This window comes from Cyanobium sp. Candia 9D4 (assembly GCF_024346155.1).
Classification (GTDB): Bacteria; Cyanobacteriota; Cyanobacteriia; order PCC-6307; family Cyanobiaceae; genus Cyanobium; species Cyanobium minutissimum.
This window is the reverse complement of sequence record NZ_JAGQCK010000002.1, coordinates 523231-539522: the sequence shown is the minus strand read 5'-3', so window position 1 is coordinate 539522 and position 16292 is coordinate 523231. Positions and strand designations below refer to the sequence as shown.

Below are 16292 nucleotides of genomic sequence, written 5' to 3'. Positions count from 1 at the left end.
GGCTGGCGAGGCCTGGCGTTCAGGCGCCGCCGCCGGGCGGCGATCCCACGCCCGGCAGCTGGTCGAGGCGACCATCGCGCTGGAGCCGTGCCTGCATCTTCAGCCAGCCGGCGGTGAGGGGCACCGCCAGCACCAGGGGCACGGCGGTGAGCACCGGGCGGCCGCTCACCGCCAGCACCGAGGCCGCCACCGCCAGGGTGCCGAGCAGAAACGACTGGCCGGCGCTCTGCTGGGCGAGGGCCAGGCGCCGCAGCAGGCGATCGGTTTCGCCGGCGCGGATCAGCACCTGGAGATCGCCCTGTTCGATGCGGGCCAGGCTCTCGTCGAGACGCCGGGGAATCCCGAAGGCGCGGCTGCCCACCTCGGCCGCCTGGCGGGAGAGCTCGCTGAACAGTTCGTTGGGGCCGTTGCCGCTGGCGGTCATGAGGGGCAACAGGTAGGGACGGGCGATGGCGATCAGGCTAAAGCCCGGATCGAGGCTGCGGCCCACGCCCTCGAAGGTGGAGAGGGCCCGCATCACGAAGATCAGCTCGGGCGGCAGCCGGAACGGCTGGCCGTAGACGAGTTCGTAGAGGTCGCCGGAGAGCTTGTCGATGACGTTGGCGCTGAAGGGTGGCGTAAGGGCCTCGGTGAGCATCACCCGCACCAGCCGCCGCACCGGCCCCTGGTCGATGCCGGCGGCGATCAGCCCGGCCTGCTGGAGCTCATCCACCAGGGAGGCGGCATCGCGGGCCGCGGCGGCCCGCACCATGCGTCCGAGCCGGCTGCGCAGCCGCTCGGAGATCTGGCCCATCATGCCGAAGTCGTAGTAGATCAGCGCCCCGTCGCTGGCGACGGCGAGGTTGCCGGGGTGGGGATCGGCGTGGAAGAAGCCGAAGCGCACCAGCTGTTGCAGATAGCTGGCCGCCCCCTTCTCGGCGACGGCCGCCGGATCGATGCCGGCACTGACGAGGGCCTCGCGGTCGTTGATCTTGATGCCGGGCACGTAATCGAGGCAGAGCACCCGCCGGGAGCTCAGCTCCCAGACCACCGCCGGGATGCGGATGCCGGGGTCGTCGAGGAACTGCTGGCGGAAGCGGGCGGCGTGCTCGGCCTCGAGACGGAAATCGAGCTCCCGCAGCAGCACCCGCCGGCACTCCTTGGCGATGCCCACCCAGTCACGGCCGGCGCCCCAGCGGGGATGGCGCTGCACGGCGGCGGCCACCTGCTGGAGCACCTCCAGATCAAGGCGGAACAGGCGCTCCAGCCCGGGGCGCTGCACCTTGAACACCACCTGGCGGCCGCTGCGCAGGCTGGCCCGGTGCACCTGGGCCAGGCTGGCCGAGCCGAGGGGCACCACCTCCAGATCGATGATCTCGGCCCGCCGCTCCCCCAGCTCCTGCTCCAGCAGACTCTCCACCACCGGGAAGGGGAAGGCGGGCACCCGGTCCTGCAGATGGGCCAGTTCCTCCACCACATCGGCGGGCAGCACATCGGGGCGGGCCGACAGCAGCTGGCCGAGCTTGATGAAGGCCGAGCCGAGCTCGAGGAACTGGGCCGTGAGCCAGCGGGCCCGGCGGCGCTGGCGGGCGGCCTGGGCTTGCGGGGTGCGTCCGCCCGGGTAGGTCCAGGGCCGGGCGTCCCACCAGAGACCCGCCAGCAGCTGGAGCACGAGGCGCCAGATGCGCAGGGACCGCCAGAGGCGGGACAGAAGGATCCCGGGGGTGGAGAGGGCCGCCATCAGGGCTGCCCCGGAGACCGCGGCGGACCGTCGGGGGTTGCCGGCATCCGGTCGAGGCGCCGGGAGAGTTCGGCCACCTTGGCCCGCAGGGCATCGATGCGCTCCTGGGGATCCTCGGCGGCGCCGCCCCGTCCCGCGGCACCGGCGCCGCGGTCGTTCTCGATGCGTTCGGCTTCCATGGCCACCTCCTCCCAGAACAGACTCAGCTCCTGCTGCACCCGGGCGGGGGCCTCCTGGGCGAGGGCCGCCAGGGTGGCGGCCACGTCGGCCAGGCCGCTGCCCAGGCGGGCGGCCAGGCGGTTCATGGCCGCCTTGGCGAGGGACTGCGGCGCGCTCATGACTTGGCCGGAGGGATCACCGAACTGTGGCAGATCAGGGCTGGCTTCCGGGGGCCGGTGGGGCGCTCAGCGGCGGCGGGGCGATCGGCGCCGGGCCGGCCTCCTCCCGCTCCCGGGCCGGCGGCGTGCGCGGCGGCGGCAGAGCAGGGGCGGCCGGGAGCCCGGCATCGGCGGCTCCGGGCGCGGCCGGCTGGTCGGTCGGCGGGGTCTCCCCGCCCTCGAGCAGGCGCCGGCGCTCCTCGGCCTCCCGCTCCTCGATCTGGCGGCGACGCTCCTCAATCGCGGCCGCCTCCTTGTTCTGCTCCTGCTCCAGCTCGAGCAGGTCCAGATCGCCACGGATCTCGCGGGCATCGCCGCCGAAGCGCTGGCGCAGGGAATCGAGCGTCGTCCCCGGGGCGGGCTGCACATCGAAGCGCTGGCTGGCTCCTTCTTCCTCGGGGCCGCCGAGGCTCAGCAGCCGCAGGCTGGCGGCGTAGCCCACGCCGAAGCAGAGCCCCACGATCGCCCACAACCGCCAGTCCCAGGCGGGGCGACCCGCCGCCCGCTGCTTGCCGCCGGGGGCCGCTCCCCGGGGAGGGGCGCCGCCGGGGGGGGAAGAGGGCCTGGCCGTGACCATCGACGTCAGCACATGCGCTGCCATCTTGCCGCGGTGGGGCCGTTCGGCTCAGGTGGTGTAGTCCGCGTTGATGCGCACGTACTGATCCGAGAGGTCGCAGCCCCAGGCCAGGCCGCTGCCCGGGCCCTCGCCGACCCGCAGCCGGATCGCCACCGTGTCGTCGGCCAGGTAGGCGCCGGCTGCGCGGGCCTTGAGGTAGGCGGAGGCGGCGGGGCGGTCGAAGGCCAGGGGCTGGCCCGCTGCCATCAGCTGGTGTTCCCCCAGCCACAGGGCCACGGCCTGCGGATCGAAGGGCACACCGGCCCGGCCGGCGGCGGCCACGATCCGGCCCCAGTTGGGGTCGCGGCCGTGCACGGCGCACTTCACCAGCGACGAACCGGCCACGGTGCGGGCGATGGCGCGGGCGCCGGCGTCATCGGCGGCGCCCTCCACCCGCACCTCGATCAGGCAGGTGGCGCCCTCGCCGTCGCGGGCGATCGCCCGGGCCAGGTGCTGCGACACCGCCGTCAGGCCGGCCTCCAGCGCCGCGAAGTGCTCCGGGCCCAGGGGCTCACCGGCGGCAAAGGCCAGGAACGTGTCGTTGGTGCTGGTGTCGCCGTCCACCGTGATCGCGTTGAAGGAGCGGTCCACTGCCCGCTTCACCATCCCCTGCCAGATGTCGGCCGGCACGCCGGCATCACATGTGAAATAACCCAGCATCGTGGCCATGTCGGGATGGATCATCCCCGAGCCCTTGGCCATGCCGCCGATCCGCACCCTGCGGCCGCCCAGCTGGGCCTCGAGGGCGATCTCCTTGGCCACCAGGTCGGTGGTGAGGATCGCATCGGCCGCCGCGCCGCCGCCCGTGGGGCCGAGGGCCGCCACCAGGGGATCGAGGCCCGCCACGAGCACCTCCATCGGGATCGGCACGCCGATCACGCCGGTGGAGCAGATCAGCACCTCGTCGGGCGCCAGGCCCAGCCGCCCGGCCAGCTCGGCGGTGGCCCGCAGGCTGTCGGCCAGGCCACGTTCACCGGTGCAGGCGTTGGCCTGGCCGGAGTTGGTGAGCACCGCCCGGGCGTGGCCGCCGCCGGCCGCCAGGCGCTCGGCGCAGAGGTCGACGCAGGCGGCCCGCACCAGGGAGGTGGTGAAGGTGCCGGCGCAGACGGCCCCCACCGGCGCCAGCAGCAGGGAGAGATCCGGCTTGCCGGAGGCCTTGAGGCCAGCGGTGACGGCGGCGGCCAGGAAGCCCTCCGGGGCCGTGACGCCTCCGGGGATCGGGGTCCAGGGGTGGGTCAAGGCAATGCGGCCACTGGTGGCATCCTGAAACGGCACGCACCCGGCCCCGGCAGCGGCCGGCCCAGACTGGCCCGATGGCCCTTCCCCCCCAGCGCCGCATCGGCCTCACCGGCGGCATCGCCAGCGGCAAGAGCACGGTGGGCCGCCTGCTGGCCGAGCGCGGTCTGCCGGTGCTGGATGCGGATGTCTATGCCCGCGAGGCCCTGGCCCCGGGCAGCCCCGGAGCGGCGGCGGTGCTGGAGCGCTTCGGGGAGCGGGTGGCGCTGTCGGGAGCGGCGACGCGTGCGCTGGCGGGCGCAGCGGCACCGGCCCTGGACCGGGCGGCCCTCGGCCGGATCGTCTTCGGCGATGCCGCCGAGCTCCGCTGGCTGGAGCAACTGGTGCATCCACTGGTGCGGCAGCGCTTCGCCACGGAACTGAATGGGCTGCAGGACGAGCCGGCGGTGGTGCTGATGATCCCGCTGCTGTTCGAGGCGGGCCTGGAGGGGCTGTGCAACGAGACCTGGCTGGTCGACTGCGACGAGGACCAGCAACTGCAGCGGCTGATGGGGCGTGATGGGCTCGGCGAGGCCGACGCCCGCGCCCGGCTGGCGGCCCAGTGGCCCCTGGCGCGCAAGCGGGCCCTGGCCACGGTGGTGCTCGACAACCGCGGCGGGCCGGTGGCCTTGGCGCCGCAGGTGGAGGGGGCGCTCAGGGCCGGGGCAGCTGCCGCAGCACCGTCTCCACCGCCCGCCTGAGCGCCGCCAGGAAGCCTGCCTCGAGGCCCGAGCTCAGCTCACGCACCGCGTGCAACTGGGGCTCCTGCACATCGATCACCCAGTAGTGGGGAATGCCGGCCGCGCCATAGAGGCGCGCCTTGGCCTCCAGGTCGAAGGCCAGGCTGCTGTCCGCCACCTCGATCACCAGGGCGGTGTCGGCGGCGGTGGGATGGGCGTCCCAGTAGTCGTCGTCGCGACGGGCCACCAGGGCCAGATCCGGCTCGGGCTCATCGGCCGGGCCCAGGTCGAGCGGGGCCTCCACCCGCAGCTGCAGCGGCACCGGGGGAGAGGCCACCAGGCAGGCCTGGATGGCGGCGATCAGCCGATGAACCACCGCCGTGTGGCGTGTCCCCTTGGCGATCACCTGCAGCACCTCCCCATCGATCAGTTCCAACCGCTGCTCGGGCACCGCATCGCAGAGCCGGTGGAACTGCTCCACCGTGAAACGCGCGTGGCGTCTGACAGCTGCGGGGGCCGAGGTCATGGCCCAACGCTAGTCAGCGCTGAGCGATCCCTCAGCCCTTCAGCTGCTCGCTGAGGATCCGGTTGGCCAGCTTGGGGTCGGCGCGGCCGCCGGTGCGCTTCATCAGCTGCCCGACGAAGAAGCCCTGCAGCTTGGTCTTGCCGCCGCGGAAGGCCTCCACCTCCTCCGGGTGGGCGGCCAGCAGCTCCGCCACGATGGCGGCGATGGCCGCGGGGTCGCTGATCATGCCCAGGCCGCGCGATTCCACGATCGCAGCGACCGAACCGCCCTTCTCAAGCAGTTCGGGCAGCAGGTCCTTGGCGATCTTGCCGCTGATGGTGCCCGCCTCGATCAGCTGCACCATCTCGGCCAGCTGGGCAGGCTTGAGCGGCAGCTCGGCGATCGACAGCCGGTTGGCGTTCACGTGGGCGGCGATGTCGCCGGTGACCCAGTTGGCCACGGCCTTGGGGTCGCCGCCGGCGGCGACGGCCGCCTCGAAGTACTCGGCCATGGGGCGCTCATCGGTGAGCACCCGGGCGTCGTAGATCGAGAGTCCCAGGCTTTCGGCATAGCGGTGGCGCTTGGCGGCCGGCAGTTCGGGCAGCTCGGCCCGCCAGCTTTCCCGCTGTTCCGGGCTCACCTCGATCGGCCCCAGATCCGGGTCCGGGAAGTAGCGGTAGTCGCTGGCCCCCTCCTTGCTGCGCATGCTCTTGGTGAGCTGCTTGGCCTCATCCCAGAGGCGCGTCTCCTGCACCACCGGTTCACCGGCTTCGTAGGCCTTGATCTGGCGGGCGATCTCGAAGTCGATGGCCTTCTGAATCGCCGAGAAGGAGTTCATGTTCTTGATCTCCACCTTCACGCCGAAGGGGGCGTCGGGGCCGCGGCGCACGGAGATGTTGACGTCGCAGCGCAGGGAACCCTCCTGCATGTTGCCGTCGCTGACGCCCAGGTAGCGCATGATGCGGCGGATCTCCGAGGCGTACTCGGCCGCCTCCCGGCCCGTGCGCAGATCCGGCTTGGAGACGATCTCCGCCAGGGCCACACCGGCCCGGTTGTAATCCACCAGCGAGTGGGTGGAGCCCGCCAGGCGGTCGCTGCCGGCGTGGACGAGCTTGCCGGCGTCCTCCTCCATGTGCAGCCGCTCGATGCCCACCTTCTTCAGGTAGGTCTCCTTGCCCTTCTCGGCCACCTCCACCTCAATCCAGCCGTCCTCAGCGATCGGCTGGTCGTACTGGGAGATCTGGTAGTTCTTGGGCAGGTCGGGATAGAAGTACTGCTTGCGGTCGAACTTGCTGTGCTCGGCCACCTGCAGGTTGAGGGCCAGCGACGCCTTGACCGCGTACTCGAGCACCTTCTGGTTGAGCACCGGCAGGGTGCCGGGCAGGCCACACACCACCGGGTCGATGTGGGTGTTGGGATCGTCGCCGAAGCTGGTGGAGGCGGCGGTGAAGATCTTGCTGGCGGTGCCCAGCTGCACGTGGGTCTCCAGGCCGATCACAGCCTCCCAAGCGGCTTCGCCTTTGCCTTCTGCCCTGTTCCCTTCAGCCATGGTCGCGAGTCCTGCCGGCGCTGTCGGCCCCCCGCGCTCGGCCGGAGGCACTGGGGGCGATCCTAGGCAGCGGCAGGCGGCCGCTTGAATGGGGGCCTTCCGAGCTGGAGACGAGCGCCCTGGCTGGCCCCCCTCCCGACGCCGAACCCGTCCTGATCCTCGGTGGCGGCCTGATGGGCCTGGCCATCGCCCACCAGCTGGCCCGTCTCGGCCGCAGCGCCACCGTGCTCAGCCGCCGCCGCAGCGAGGCGGCCGGCTTCGTGGCCGCCGGCATGCTGGCCCCCCACGCCGAGGGGCTCAGCGGGCCGATGCTGGCCCTGGGCCAGGCCAGCCTGGAGCGGGTGCCGGCCTGGGTGGCCCGCATCGAGGCCGACAGTGGCCTTCCCTGCGGCCTGCGCCCCTGCGGCATCGTCGTCCCCTTCACCGGGGCGGCCGAGCGGGAGGCCTACCCCACGGCCCCCTTCGGCGAGCCCCTCGACCGGGCGGGGCTGGAGCGGGAGGTGCCGGGGATCGGACCCGCCTGGCGGGCGGGGCTGCTGTTCGCCCAGGACGGGCAGATCGACAACCGCCGCCGCCTGATGCGCGCCCTGGAGCGGGCCTGCGCCGCCCTGGGGGTGCGCTTCGAGGAGGGCACCGAGGTGCTGGAGCTGCTCACCGAAGGCGGCGGACGCCTGCGGGGGGTGCGGCTGCGCCGGGCCGAGGGGGGCGAGCACACGATGGCCGCCACCACGGCCGTGCTCGCCTGCGGCGCCTGGAGCGGCCGGCTGCTGCCGGAGCTGCCGGTGCATCCGGTGAAGGGGCAGATGCTGTCGCTGCAGGGCCCCAGGGCCAGCCTGGGGCGGGTCGTGTTCGGGCCCGGCACCTACCTGGTGCCGCGGGAGGACGGGCTGCTGGTGGTGGGCGCCACCAGCGAGCCGCAGGCCGGCTTCGACGACGGCCTCACCCCCGAGGGCCAGAAGCAGCTGCAGACCGGCATCGCCGCCCTGCTGCCGGAGGCGGCCCTGTGGCCGCCGATGGAGCGCTGGTGGGGCTTCCGCCCCGGCACCCCCGACGACGCACCGCTGCTGGGCCCCGGACCGATCGAGGGGCTCTGGCTGGCCACGGGCCACCACCGCAACGGCGTGCTGCTGGCGGCGATCACGGCGGAGCGGATCGCTGCGGCGATCACCGCGGCCGGCAACGGCTCCGGGGCGGGCGAGCCGGGCGACGCGTTGCTGGCGCCGTTTCGCTGGGACCGGCCGTTCCCGGCGGCGGCCTAGCCAGGCGCGGCCCCCGCCGGCCGCAGCCCCTGGAGGGCATAGACCTCCAGGGGCACGGGCCAGCCCTTGATCCGGTGGCTCCCCAGGGGCAGCACCTCCAGCTCCTCCGGCAGCAGGGCCAGCAGGTCGCCGCTGACCAGGATCGGGTGCGCGGGGAACAGGCGCGTCAGCCCCTCCAGGCGGCTGGTCACGTTGACGCTGGCCCCCACGACGGTGAACTCCAGGCGCTGGGAGGAGCCCAGGTTGCCGGCGATCACTTCGCCGAAATGGAGCCCGATCCCGTGTTTCAGCGGTGGGGTGCCCGCCGCAGCCAGCTCGACGTTGAGGGCCTCGAGCCGCTGCTGCATGGCCAGGGCCGCCCGCACCGCGGCCCGGGCCTCCTCGGCATCCCCCCGGCTGCGGGGCACCCCGAACTCCGCCATCACCGCGTCGCCGATGAACTTGTCGAGCAGGCCCTCCTGCTCCAGCACCGCCGCGGCCATGGCCTCGAAGTAGCGGTTCAGCAGGGCGAACAGCTCGGCGGGCTCCAGCACGGCGCTCAGGGGCGTGAACCCCACCAGGTCGCTGAACAGCACGGCGCAGCGGGCCCGGCGGCCCACCGCCTGGTTCCACAGCGGCCCGGGGCTGCGCAGGATGTCGCGCAGCAGGGTGGGGGAGACGCGCCGGCTCAGCACCTGGTGCAGGTAGGCCCGCTCCCGGCTCTCCGCCAGCCCCTGGCCCACGGCCCGCACCCCGCCGCCGGCCACGGGGGCCAGCAGCAGGGCCGCCAGGGGCAGGCGCAGCTGGGCCCCGGCCCACGCCGCTCCGCCGGCGAGCAGGACACCGCCCGCCAGGGCCAGCGCCAGCTGCAGGGTGCCGCCGGCACTGGCGGGGCGCCGCAGCAGCAGCCCCGCCAGGGCGCCCCAGCCCAGCAGCAGCAGCCCGTCCCCCGCCGGGGGCAGCCGCCCCAGCCCCCGGCCCTGGAGCACGTTGGCGACGGCCACCGCCTGGATCTCGGTGCCGGCCATGGGGCCGAAGGGCGTCTCCTGCAGGTCCCCCAGGCCCGGGGCCGTGACGCCGATCAGCACCGTGCGTCCCCGCCAGGTGGACGGCGGCGCCTCCAGCAGCTTCCAGGCCGGCACGCGGGGCATGGTGCCGGCGGGGCCAGGAAAGTTGAGCCCCATCGGCGCCGGCGGTGGCGGTGCCGGGCGCACCAGGAAGGCCATCGGCCGGGGCAGGGGCGGCGGGAAGTCGCCCAGCCGGGCCTCGATCCAGCCCTGGCCCGGCACCGCCTCCACCACCCCCCGCGGTGACTGCAGCAGGGTGGTGAGGCCGGGGGCACCCAGCGGGTGGATGGGCAGCCGCAGCCGGCTCTCCTGCACGCCCCCCTCCTCCCGCACGCCGAAGTGGGCGGCCAGGTGCACCCGCTGGCGCCAGGGGTTCAGGGTGGCCACGAAGGCCCGGTCATCAGCGGGGCCGAAGCGGCTGGGCTGGCTGTACTCGATGTTGAACAGCACCCGGGCCGCCCCCTGCTCGAGCACATGGGCCGCCAGCCGGGCCTGCAGGGCCCGGGGCCAGGGCCAGGGACCCATCTGGCGCCACAGCGGCGACGCCTGGCGCTCCCCGGGGGCCAGCAGCTCCCCCAGCTCCAGGGAGTCGGCGTCGATGGCCAGGATCACCGGGTCAGCCGGGGCGGGGCGGGGCCCCCGCAGCAGGAAGAAGGTCTGGACGAGCTGGTCGTCGAGCAGCCGCGGCCCCTGGCCCAGGGGGGTGAGGGGCGCCCGGTCGAGGCCCGCCAGCAGGGGGGCGGCCAGGGCCAGCCACCAGAGCCGGCGCCCCAGCCCGGGCCAGGGGGACATCAGGGGGTGAGCCCGAGTTCCCGCTCCAGCACCGGCAGCGTCTCCATCGGCGCCCCGAAACCGTTGAGCAGCTCGCTGTTGCGCCGCCGCAGCCTCGCCTCGGTGGCATCGATCCGGCGCGGGCCTTTCCAGCCGTCGGGGGTGGCCTCCAGGCGCTGGCCGCTGCTCAGCCGGTACACGGTGCCGTCATCGGCGCGCACCTCCACCTCCCCCTCCCAGCTCAGGAAGAGCACGGAGTCGGCGGTGTCCTCGATGAAGACCGTGGTGCCCTGGATCGAGGCCGTGCCCACCCGGGTCTTGATCCGCAGGGGGGTGGGACGCTTCGCCCCGGGAGCAATCCAGGCGATGATCCGGCCGCGCACCAGATCCAGCAGCGTCGGCTCGATCCGCAGCAGGGCGTTGCCCCCGAGCCGGAAGCTGCGGCCATCGGCCAGCAGGATCTGCAGGCGGCCGGGATTCTCGGTGCGCAGCACGGTGGACGGCCGCAGCACCTGGCCCACCAGGGCCGGCCGCTCCGGCGCCGCCGGCGGCATCACGTAGGCCGGCCGGGACGGCACATCCACCACCCGGGGCACCCGGGGGGCCGCCATGGCCCCGGCGAGGGGGCCGGCGGCGGGCAGACCAAGCGCCAGCCCGGCGACCAGCATGGCCACGGGCGCCAGCTTCAGCGGCCCGGGAGGCCTGAGGCTCCTGCGCAGCAGCATGGCCCGGGGACCCGACGGTCCCCAGGATGGCCGCTCAGGGCTCGACCCGCCACACCTGGTCGGCCGGTGTCCACGCGCACAGCTCGGAGGGCTGGAACCAGAGGCCGATCTCGAAGACGGCGGTTTCCGGGGCATCGGAACCATGGATGACGTTGCGGCCGATGTTCACCGCCAGGTCACCGCGGATGGTGCCGGGTTCGGCCTCCAGGGGCTTGGTGGCACCGATCAGCTTGCGGGCGCTGGCGATCACGCCGTCGCCTTCCCACACCATGGCCACCACCGGCCCGCTGGTGATGAACTCCACCAGGCCGGCGAAGAAGGGGCGCTCCCGGTGCACGCCGTAATGGCTCTCGGCCAGCTCCCGGCTGGGCACCAGCTGCTTGAGGCCCACCAGCTTGAAGCCCTTGCGCTCGAAGCGGCCGAGGATCTCGCCCACCAGGCCCCGCTGCACCCCGTCGGGCTTGATGGCGAGGAAGGTGCGTTCGGTGGCCATGGGGAAGGGAGAGCTGTTCGGGCCATCGTCCGCGCTGGGGCTGCCGCTTGGCAAGCAACCCCGTGCCCTTTCGACGGGGCGCCCGGCCGGCCGGGCCGGGGTTGCCCGTCCGGCACCGGCGCGACTCCGAACCTGTACACGCTGTACAGGCTCGTGGATCGGCCTCCTTCGTGGATTGGCCTCCGCCGCTGACCCGAAGCTGCCGCAACGACCAGGCCGGGGCAGCCGCCACAAGGCCCCGCCTAGATTGCCCCCTCAGGCCTGAGCCAACCCAAGGCTGCGATGGTGTTCGCCGAACCGACCAGCCCCCCGGGCGTGCCCCCCGTCCCTTCCGGGCGGGCCGATGCCTGGAGCGCCGCCGACGGGGCGGCCCTCTACGGCCTCGACCGCTGGGGTGAGCCCTACTTCGGGGTGGGCACCCGGGGCCACGTGATCGTGCAGCCCCGTGGCGACCGCGGCGGCTCCCTCGATCTGGTGGAGCTGGTGCGGGAGCTGCAGGGCCGCGACCTGTCCCTGCCGCTGCTGATCCGCTTCGACGACATCCTCGAGGACCGGCTCGAGCGTCTCCACGGCGCCTTCGAGCGGGCCATCGCCCAGTACGGCTACAACGGCCGCTACCAGGGGGTGTTCCCGGTGAAGTGCAACCAGCAGCGCCACGTGGTGGAGCAGCTGGTGGAGAGCGGCCGCCGCTGGCATTTCGGCCTGGAGGCGGGCAGCAAGGCCGAGCTGCTGATCGCCCTGTCCCTGCTCGACGATCCCGACGCCCTGCTGATCTGCAACGGCTACAAGGACCGGCGCTACATCGAGACGGCGATCCTGGCCCGGCGCCTGGGGCGCCAGCCGGTGGTGGTGATCGAGCAGGCCGATGAGGTGGAGCGGATCATCGCCGCCAGCAGCGCCCTGGGCGGGGCGCCGTTCATCGGCATCCGCGCCAAGCTCTCGGCCCGCAGCACCGGCCGCTGGGGCAGCTCGGTGGGCGAGCGGGCCAAGTTCGGCCTCTCAATCCCCGACGTGCTCACCACGGTGGAGCGCCTGCGGGAGGCGGGCCTGCTCGACGACCTGCGCCTGCTGCACTTCCACGTCGGCAGCCAGATCAATGACATCGCCGTCCTCAAGGACGCCCTGCAGGAGGCCGGGCAGATCTATGCCGAGCTCACCCGGCTGGGGGCGCCGATGGGCTTTCTCGATGTGGGCGGCGGCCTGGGCATCGACTACGACGGCAGCCGCACCGCCACCGCCGCCTCCACCAACTACTCGCTGCAGAACTACGCCAACGACGTCGTCGCCACGATCCGGGAGTGCTGCGAGCCCCACGGCATCCGCCCGCCCACGCTGGTGAGCGAGAGCGGCCGGGCCCTGGCCAGCCATTTCAGCGTGCTGGTGTTCGACGTGCTCGGGGCCGGCGCCCGCGGCGAAACGGTGCCGCCGCCGGCCGAGGGGGAGGCGCTGATCCTGCGCAACCTGCGCGACACCCACGCCCTGATCACGGCGATCGCCGCTGAGGGCGGCCTCGAAGGGGACGACGCCGGTGAGCGGGTGGTGGTGGAACGGCTCCAGGAGGCCTGGAACGATGCCCTCAAGTTCAAGGAGGACGCTCTCACCGCCTTCCGGCTCGGCTACCTGAGCCTGCCGGAGCGCGCCACGGCCGAGCGCCTCACCTGGGCCAGCTGCCAGGCGATCGCCCGCCAGCTCGAAGGCCTGCCCCCGGGCACCGTGATCCCCCAGGAGCTCCAGGCCCTGCCGGCGGCCCTGGCCGGCACTTACTACGCCAACCTCTCGGTGTTCCGCTCGGCGCCGGACACCTGGGCGATCGACCAGCTGTTTCCGGTGCTGCCGATCCACCGCCTCGACGAGCGCCCCACCCGGCTGGGCAGCTTCGCCGACCTCACCTGCGATTCCGACGGCAAGATCGCCCGCTTCATCGACCGGGGCCAGGTGAAGCCGCTGCTGGAACTGCACGGCCTGCGGCCCGGTGAGCCCTACTGGATCGGGCTGTTCCTCGGCGGCGCTTACCAGGAGGTGATGGGCAACCTGCACAACCTGTTCGGCAGCACCAACGCGGTGCACATCCGGCTGGCAGCCGGCGGCGGCTACCGGGTCGACCACGTGGTGCGGGGCAACACCAACGCCGAGGTGCTCGAGGCGATGGAGCACGACCCCGACCTCCTGCTGGAGCGGCTGCGCCTGGCCAGCGAGCAGGCGATCGGCCGGGGCGACCTGGCGATCAGCGACGCCCGCCGCCTGATGGCCCACCTGAAGGCCAGCCTGGAGCAGACCACCTATCTGGAAGCCTGATCCCCGGCCACAACCTGTTCCGCCAGGGCGACGGTGAAGATCTCCACCTCCCCGAGGCTCTTCACCGCCTGGGGGCCCAGGGAACGGGCGGCGAGCCCGGGGTCGGCCGCGATCAGGCTGGCGGTCTGGGCGTCACAGACCACCGCCGCGTCCACATTGCGGGTGGCCGATTCGAGCCGGGCCGAGAGGTTCACCGTGTCGCCGATGACAGTGAACTCCATCCGCCTGGGGCTGCCGATCTGGCCCACCATCACCTGGCCGCTGGCCAGGCCGATGCCGTTGTCGAGGGTGGCGATGCCCCGCCGTTCCCAGTCCTCGTTGAGGCGGGCCAGGGCCGCCCGCATGGCCAGGGCGCAGCGCACCGCCTGGCTGGCCTCCTCGGCCACCCCCCGGCTCACCGGTGAGCCGAAGACCGCCATCACCGCATCGCCGATGAACTTGTCGACGGTGCCGCCATGGGCCATCACCACCTCCACCATGGCGCCCAGATACTCGTTGAGCTGGAGCACGTGCAGCTCGCTCTGGCCTTCGCCGCTGCGCTGCTTGGTGAGCACCGTGAAGCCCTTGATGTCGGTCATCAGCACGGTCACCTCCAGCAGGCGACCGCGCAGGATGCCCTGGGCCGATTCCGGGTCGGAGAGGATCTCCGCCACCACCCCGGGCGCCACGTAGCGCTCGAAGGTGCGGCGCAGGCGCCGCCGCTCCTGGCCCTCCCGCAGGTAGGCATCCCCCCCGTAGAGCAGGCCCAGCAGGACCAGGCCCGAGGAGGGCGCCAGCAGCGGCAGCCAGCGGTTGGCCTGCTGCAGCGCCACGACGACGAGGGCCCCCTGGAGGACCAGCACCAGAACCACCAGGGCGAGGCGCCAGCGCAGGTCGCTCCAGCGGCGGGCCGCCGCCAGCACGAGCAGCAGCGGCAGCAGGGCCAGCAGGGCCCGTCCCGGCGCACGGCGCGGCCAGGGCTGCAGCCCGTCCCCCTGCAGCGAGTTGGCGGTGGCGGTGGCCAGCACCTCCAGCCCCGACAGGCGGCCGAAGGGGGTGGGGTAGCCGTCGGTCCCCTGGGCGACCACCGGGCCGAGCAGCACCAGGGCCCCCTTCACGTCCTGGCGCAGGGGGTGGTTCTTCCAGCGCTCGGGGTCGAGCACCTCCCAGGCCGGCAGGCGCAGGAAGCTGCCTTCCGGACCATAGAAATTGAGGGCGCTGGCCCGGTCGTCCTGGCGGCTGCGCTGGCCCCCCAGCCGCAGCAGGGTGGAGGAGAGGGCGCTGTGGCCCTCGGCGCCCCGGGCGGGGAGCACGCCGCTGGCATAGGCCTCGGGGTGGCGGCTGGGCTCGCTGGAGGTACCGGCAAGGATGTTGGTGAGCCCGAGGGAACCGGTGCCGCCGATGGCCGCCAGGAAGCGCTCCGGCCGCACGAAGGTGAGGGCTCCCGCTCCCTGGGCATCGTCGGATTCGAGCATCTCGGCCGCCAGGGCGACCCGGCCGGGGTAGCGCCGCAGCCGCAGCTCCAGGGCGTCGTCATCGGCCGGCCCCTTGCCGCTCGGCCCCTCGAAGACCACGTTGACGGCGACGGCCCTGGCGCCGGCCTGCAGCAGCTTCTCCGCGACCATCCCGTAGGTGGCCCGCGGCCAGGGCAGGCTGCCGACGCCCTTCGCCCAGTCCGGGATCCGGCCCTCCTCCTCGAACCAGTCCCCCTGCTGCAGGGTGGCGTCATCGACCGTGACCAGCACCACCTTCGGCGGCGGCCGGCGCGGGCCCCGCAGCAGCAGCAGTTGCTGCTCCACGCCCCGCTCCCACACCCGCATCCGGGGTCCCGGCCAACCGGCGCTGACCCCCACCCAGGCCAGCACCGCCACCACCAGGACCCGGAAGCTGCGGCGTCGGGGCATCATCGCGGCACCGGGCTCCAGAGTGTGCAGATCCCGACGGCCCGGCCGGAGCGCTCCAGCCGCACGCAGTCGATGGCCCGGGCCCTGGGACGGTTGATCAGGATCCGGGTGTGCAGGGGCGAGCCCATCCAGCGGGACACGATCCGCTCCGGGTTCCAGGCACCGGCCGCCATCGGGCAGGCGATCACCTCACTGGTGGGCATCAGCGGGCCGGAGGCGGCCATGCGGTTCTGGAACGCCCCCCAGCGGGAACGGTCGTGGTCGCAGTCGCGGCTGGCCAGCAACTCCTCCAGCACCGGCGCCAGGTAGGCGGCGTTCCGGGACGCCAGGTCCGCCGGCAGGGGTTGCAGGGCGGGGCGGCCGGCCTGGGCCCGGTAGCGGTTGATGGTCTCCACCAGGGGGTCACGGCTGACCGCCGGCGTGGACGGGGCGGCGCTCACCCCGGGGAAACGGCGCTGCACGAAGGCCTCCAGCGCCGCCATGCCGGGCAGCGGGACGGTGAATCCCTCGAACAAAGGTCCCCGCAGGATGGCGGCGTAATCGTCCGCCGTGAGGGGTCGCTGGAAGAGCAGGGCCCCCTGGCTGGAGAGCCGGACCCGGTTGCCTCCGGCCACCAGAAGCGGCGCCCCGGGCAGGGGCCGGCCATCGGCGAGGGGCTGGAGCTCCACCGAACCCTCCAGCACCGTCACGTCCTGCTCACCGCCGTCGAGCAGGGTGATCAGGTAGTTGGTGCCCCGGGTGCTGAGCCGCGAGGAGCGGGTGCAGCCGTTCTGCCGGCCGGACACCAGGATCTGGCCGCTGCTGAGCAGGAAGCAGGTGCTGCCGAGGCGCAGCTGGGTGAAGCGGTTGAGGCGGCCGGCGGCACCCCCGGCGAAGCCCAGCTGGCCGCGGCTGTTCTGGGTGCGGACCAGCTCGGGCGTGAACGCCCGCTCCCGCACGTGGGCCTGGCGGCGATCGATGAACAGCTCCGGGCCATCAAGGATCTCCTGAACGAGCGCCGATCCCGCCAGGCTGGCTGCCGTGGCCATTGGCGAGGTCAGGCCGGTCAGGCCCGTGGCCATCGCCGCCAGCAGCACCGGGAGCGGGCGGATCACCGGC

General features: G+C 73.5%; 14 protein-coding genes. 3 read left to right on the top strand and 11 right to left on the bottom strand.

The window, feature by feature from the left end; all coding sequences use genetic code 11:
• Positions 1–19 precede the first annotated feature (19 nt).
• The 4 genes from KBZ08_RS07180 to argJ are packed head-to-tail and all read right to left on the bottom strand — an operon-like array spanning position 20 to position 3988.
• Complete coding sequence (locus KBZ08_RS07180) at positions 20–1720, bottom strand: AarF/ABC1/UbiB kinase family protein (protein ID WP_106219440.1); 1701 nt, start codon at positions 1718–1720, stop codon at positions 20–22.
• Positions 1720–2058 carry a hypothetical protein gene (locus tag KBZ08_RS07175; protein WP_106219441.1) on the bottom strand — a complete coding sequence of 113 codons (339 nt, stop codon included), beginning with the start codon at positions 2056–2058 and terminating at the stop codon, positions 1720–1722. Before KBZ08_RS07175 ends, KBZ08_RS07180 begins: the two co-directional genes overlap by 1 nt.
• Positions 2059–2092: 34 nt before the next feature.
• The gene (locus tag KBZ08_RS07170) at positions 2093–2674 is read right to left on the bottom strand and encodes a hypothetical protein (RefSeq protein ID WP_146134493.1); all 582 of its coding nucleotides are present in this window, start codon (positions 2672–2674) and stop codon (positions 2093–2095) included.
• Between the two features lie 48 nt (positions 2675–2722).
• Positions 2723–3988, bottom strand: a complete 1266-nt coding sequence (gene argJ / locus KBZ08_RS07165; RefSeq protein WP_396122380.1) for a bifunctional glutamate N-acetyltransferase/amino-acid acetyltransferase ArgJ — start codon at positions 3986–3988, stop codon at positions 2723–2725.
• A gap of 38 nt (positions 3989–4026) precedes the next feature.
• Here argJ and coaE point away from each other — a divergent pair, with 38 nt between their 5' ends.
• Positions 4027–4689, top strand: coding sequence for a dephospho-CoA kinase (gene coaE, locus KBZ08_RS07160; RefSeq protein ID WP_254972215.1), 663 nt, complete (start codon positions 4027–4029; stop codon positions 4687–4689).
• On the opposite strand, the gene KBZ08_RS07155 is transcribed toward coaE, so the two are convergent.
• Both KBZ08_RS07155 and gatB read right to left on the bottom strand, forming a co-directional pair.
• On the bottom strand, positions 4643–5194 hold the full coding sequence (locus KBZ08_RS07155; protein WP_254972214.1) for a Uma2 family endonuclease: 552 nt from the start codon (positions 5192–5194) through the stop codon (positions 4643–4645). The two genes, coaE and KBZ08_RS07155, sit on opposite strands and share 47 nt — an antisense overlap.
• 31 nt (positions 5195–5225) lie before the next feature.
• On the bottom strand, positions 5226–6722 hold the full coding sequence (gene gatB, locus KBZ08_RS07150) for an Asp-tRNA(Asn)/Glu-tRNA(Gln) amidotransferase subunit GatB (protein ID WP_254972213.1): 1497 nt from the start codon (positions 6720–6722) through the stop codon (positions 5226–5228).
• A gap of 173 nt (positions 6723–6895) precedes the next feature.
• Between gatB and KBZ08_RS07145 the strand changes: the two genes are divergently transcribed.
• Complete coding sequence (locus KBZ08_RS07145) at positions 6896–7981, top strand: FAD-dependent oxidoreductase (RefSeq protein ID WP_254972212.1); 1086 nt, start codon at positions 6896–6898, stop codon at positions 7979–7981.
• Here KBZ08_RS07145 and KBZ08_RS07140 read toward each other — a convergent pair.
• The 3 genes from KBZ08_RS07140 to ndk are packed head-to-tail and all read right to left on the bottom strand — an operon-like array spanning position 7978 to position 11016.
• The gene (locus KBZ08_RS07140) at positions 7978–9819 is read right to left on the bottom strand and encodes an adenylate/guanylate cyclase domain-containing protein (RefSeq protein ID WP_254972211.1); all 1842 of its coding nucleotides are present in this window, start codon (positions 9817–9819) and stop codon (positions 7978–7980) included. The genes KBZ08_RS07145 and KBZ08_RS07140 overlap by 4 nt on opposite strands.
• On the bottom strand, positions 9819–10523 hold the full coding sequence (locus KBZ08_RS07135) for a FecR domain-containing protein (protein ID WP_254972210.1): 705 nt from the start codon (positions 10521–10523) through the stop codon (positions 9819–9821). Before KBZ08_RS07135 ends, KBZ08_RS07140 begins: the two co-directional genes overlap by 1 nt.
• Before the next feature lie 34 nt (positions 10524–10557).
• Entirely contained in the window at positions 10558–11016 is a 459-nt protein-coding gene (gene ndk / locus KBZ08_RS07130) for a nucleoside-diphosphate kinase (protein ID WP_106219450.1), read from the bottom strand.
• Between the two features lie 282 nt (positions 11017–11298).
• On the opposite strand from ndk, the gene speA reads away from it, so the two are divergent.
• On the top strand, positions 11299–13311 hold the full coding sequence (gene speA / locus KBZ08_RS07125) for a biosynthetic arginine decarboxylase (protein WP_254972209.1): 2013 nt from the start codon (positions 11299–11301) through the stop codon (positions 13309–13311).
• Here the strand turns inward: speA and KBZ08_RS07120 are convergent.
• Both KBZ08_RS07120 and KBZ08_RS07115 read right to left on the bottom strand, forming a co-directional pair.
• A complete protein-coding gene (locus KBZ08_RS07120) occupies positions 13296–15197 on the bottom strand; it encodes an adenylate/guanylate cyclase domain-containing protein (protein ID WP_254972208.1) in 1902 nt (633 codons plus the stop codon). The two genes, speA and KBZ08_RS07120, sit on opposite strands and share 16 nt — an antisense overlap.
• The gene (locus KBZ08_RS07115) at positions 15194–16288 is read right to left on the bottom strand and encodes a hypothetical protein (protein ID WP_254972207.1); all 1095 of its coding nucleotides are present in this window, start codon (positions 16286–16288) and stop codon (positions 15194–15196) included. Before KBZ08_RS07115 ends, KBZ08_RS07120 begins: the two co-directional genes overlap by 4 nt.
• Positions 16289–16292: the final 4 nt, after the last annotated feature.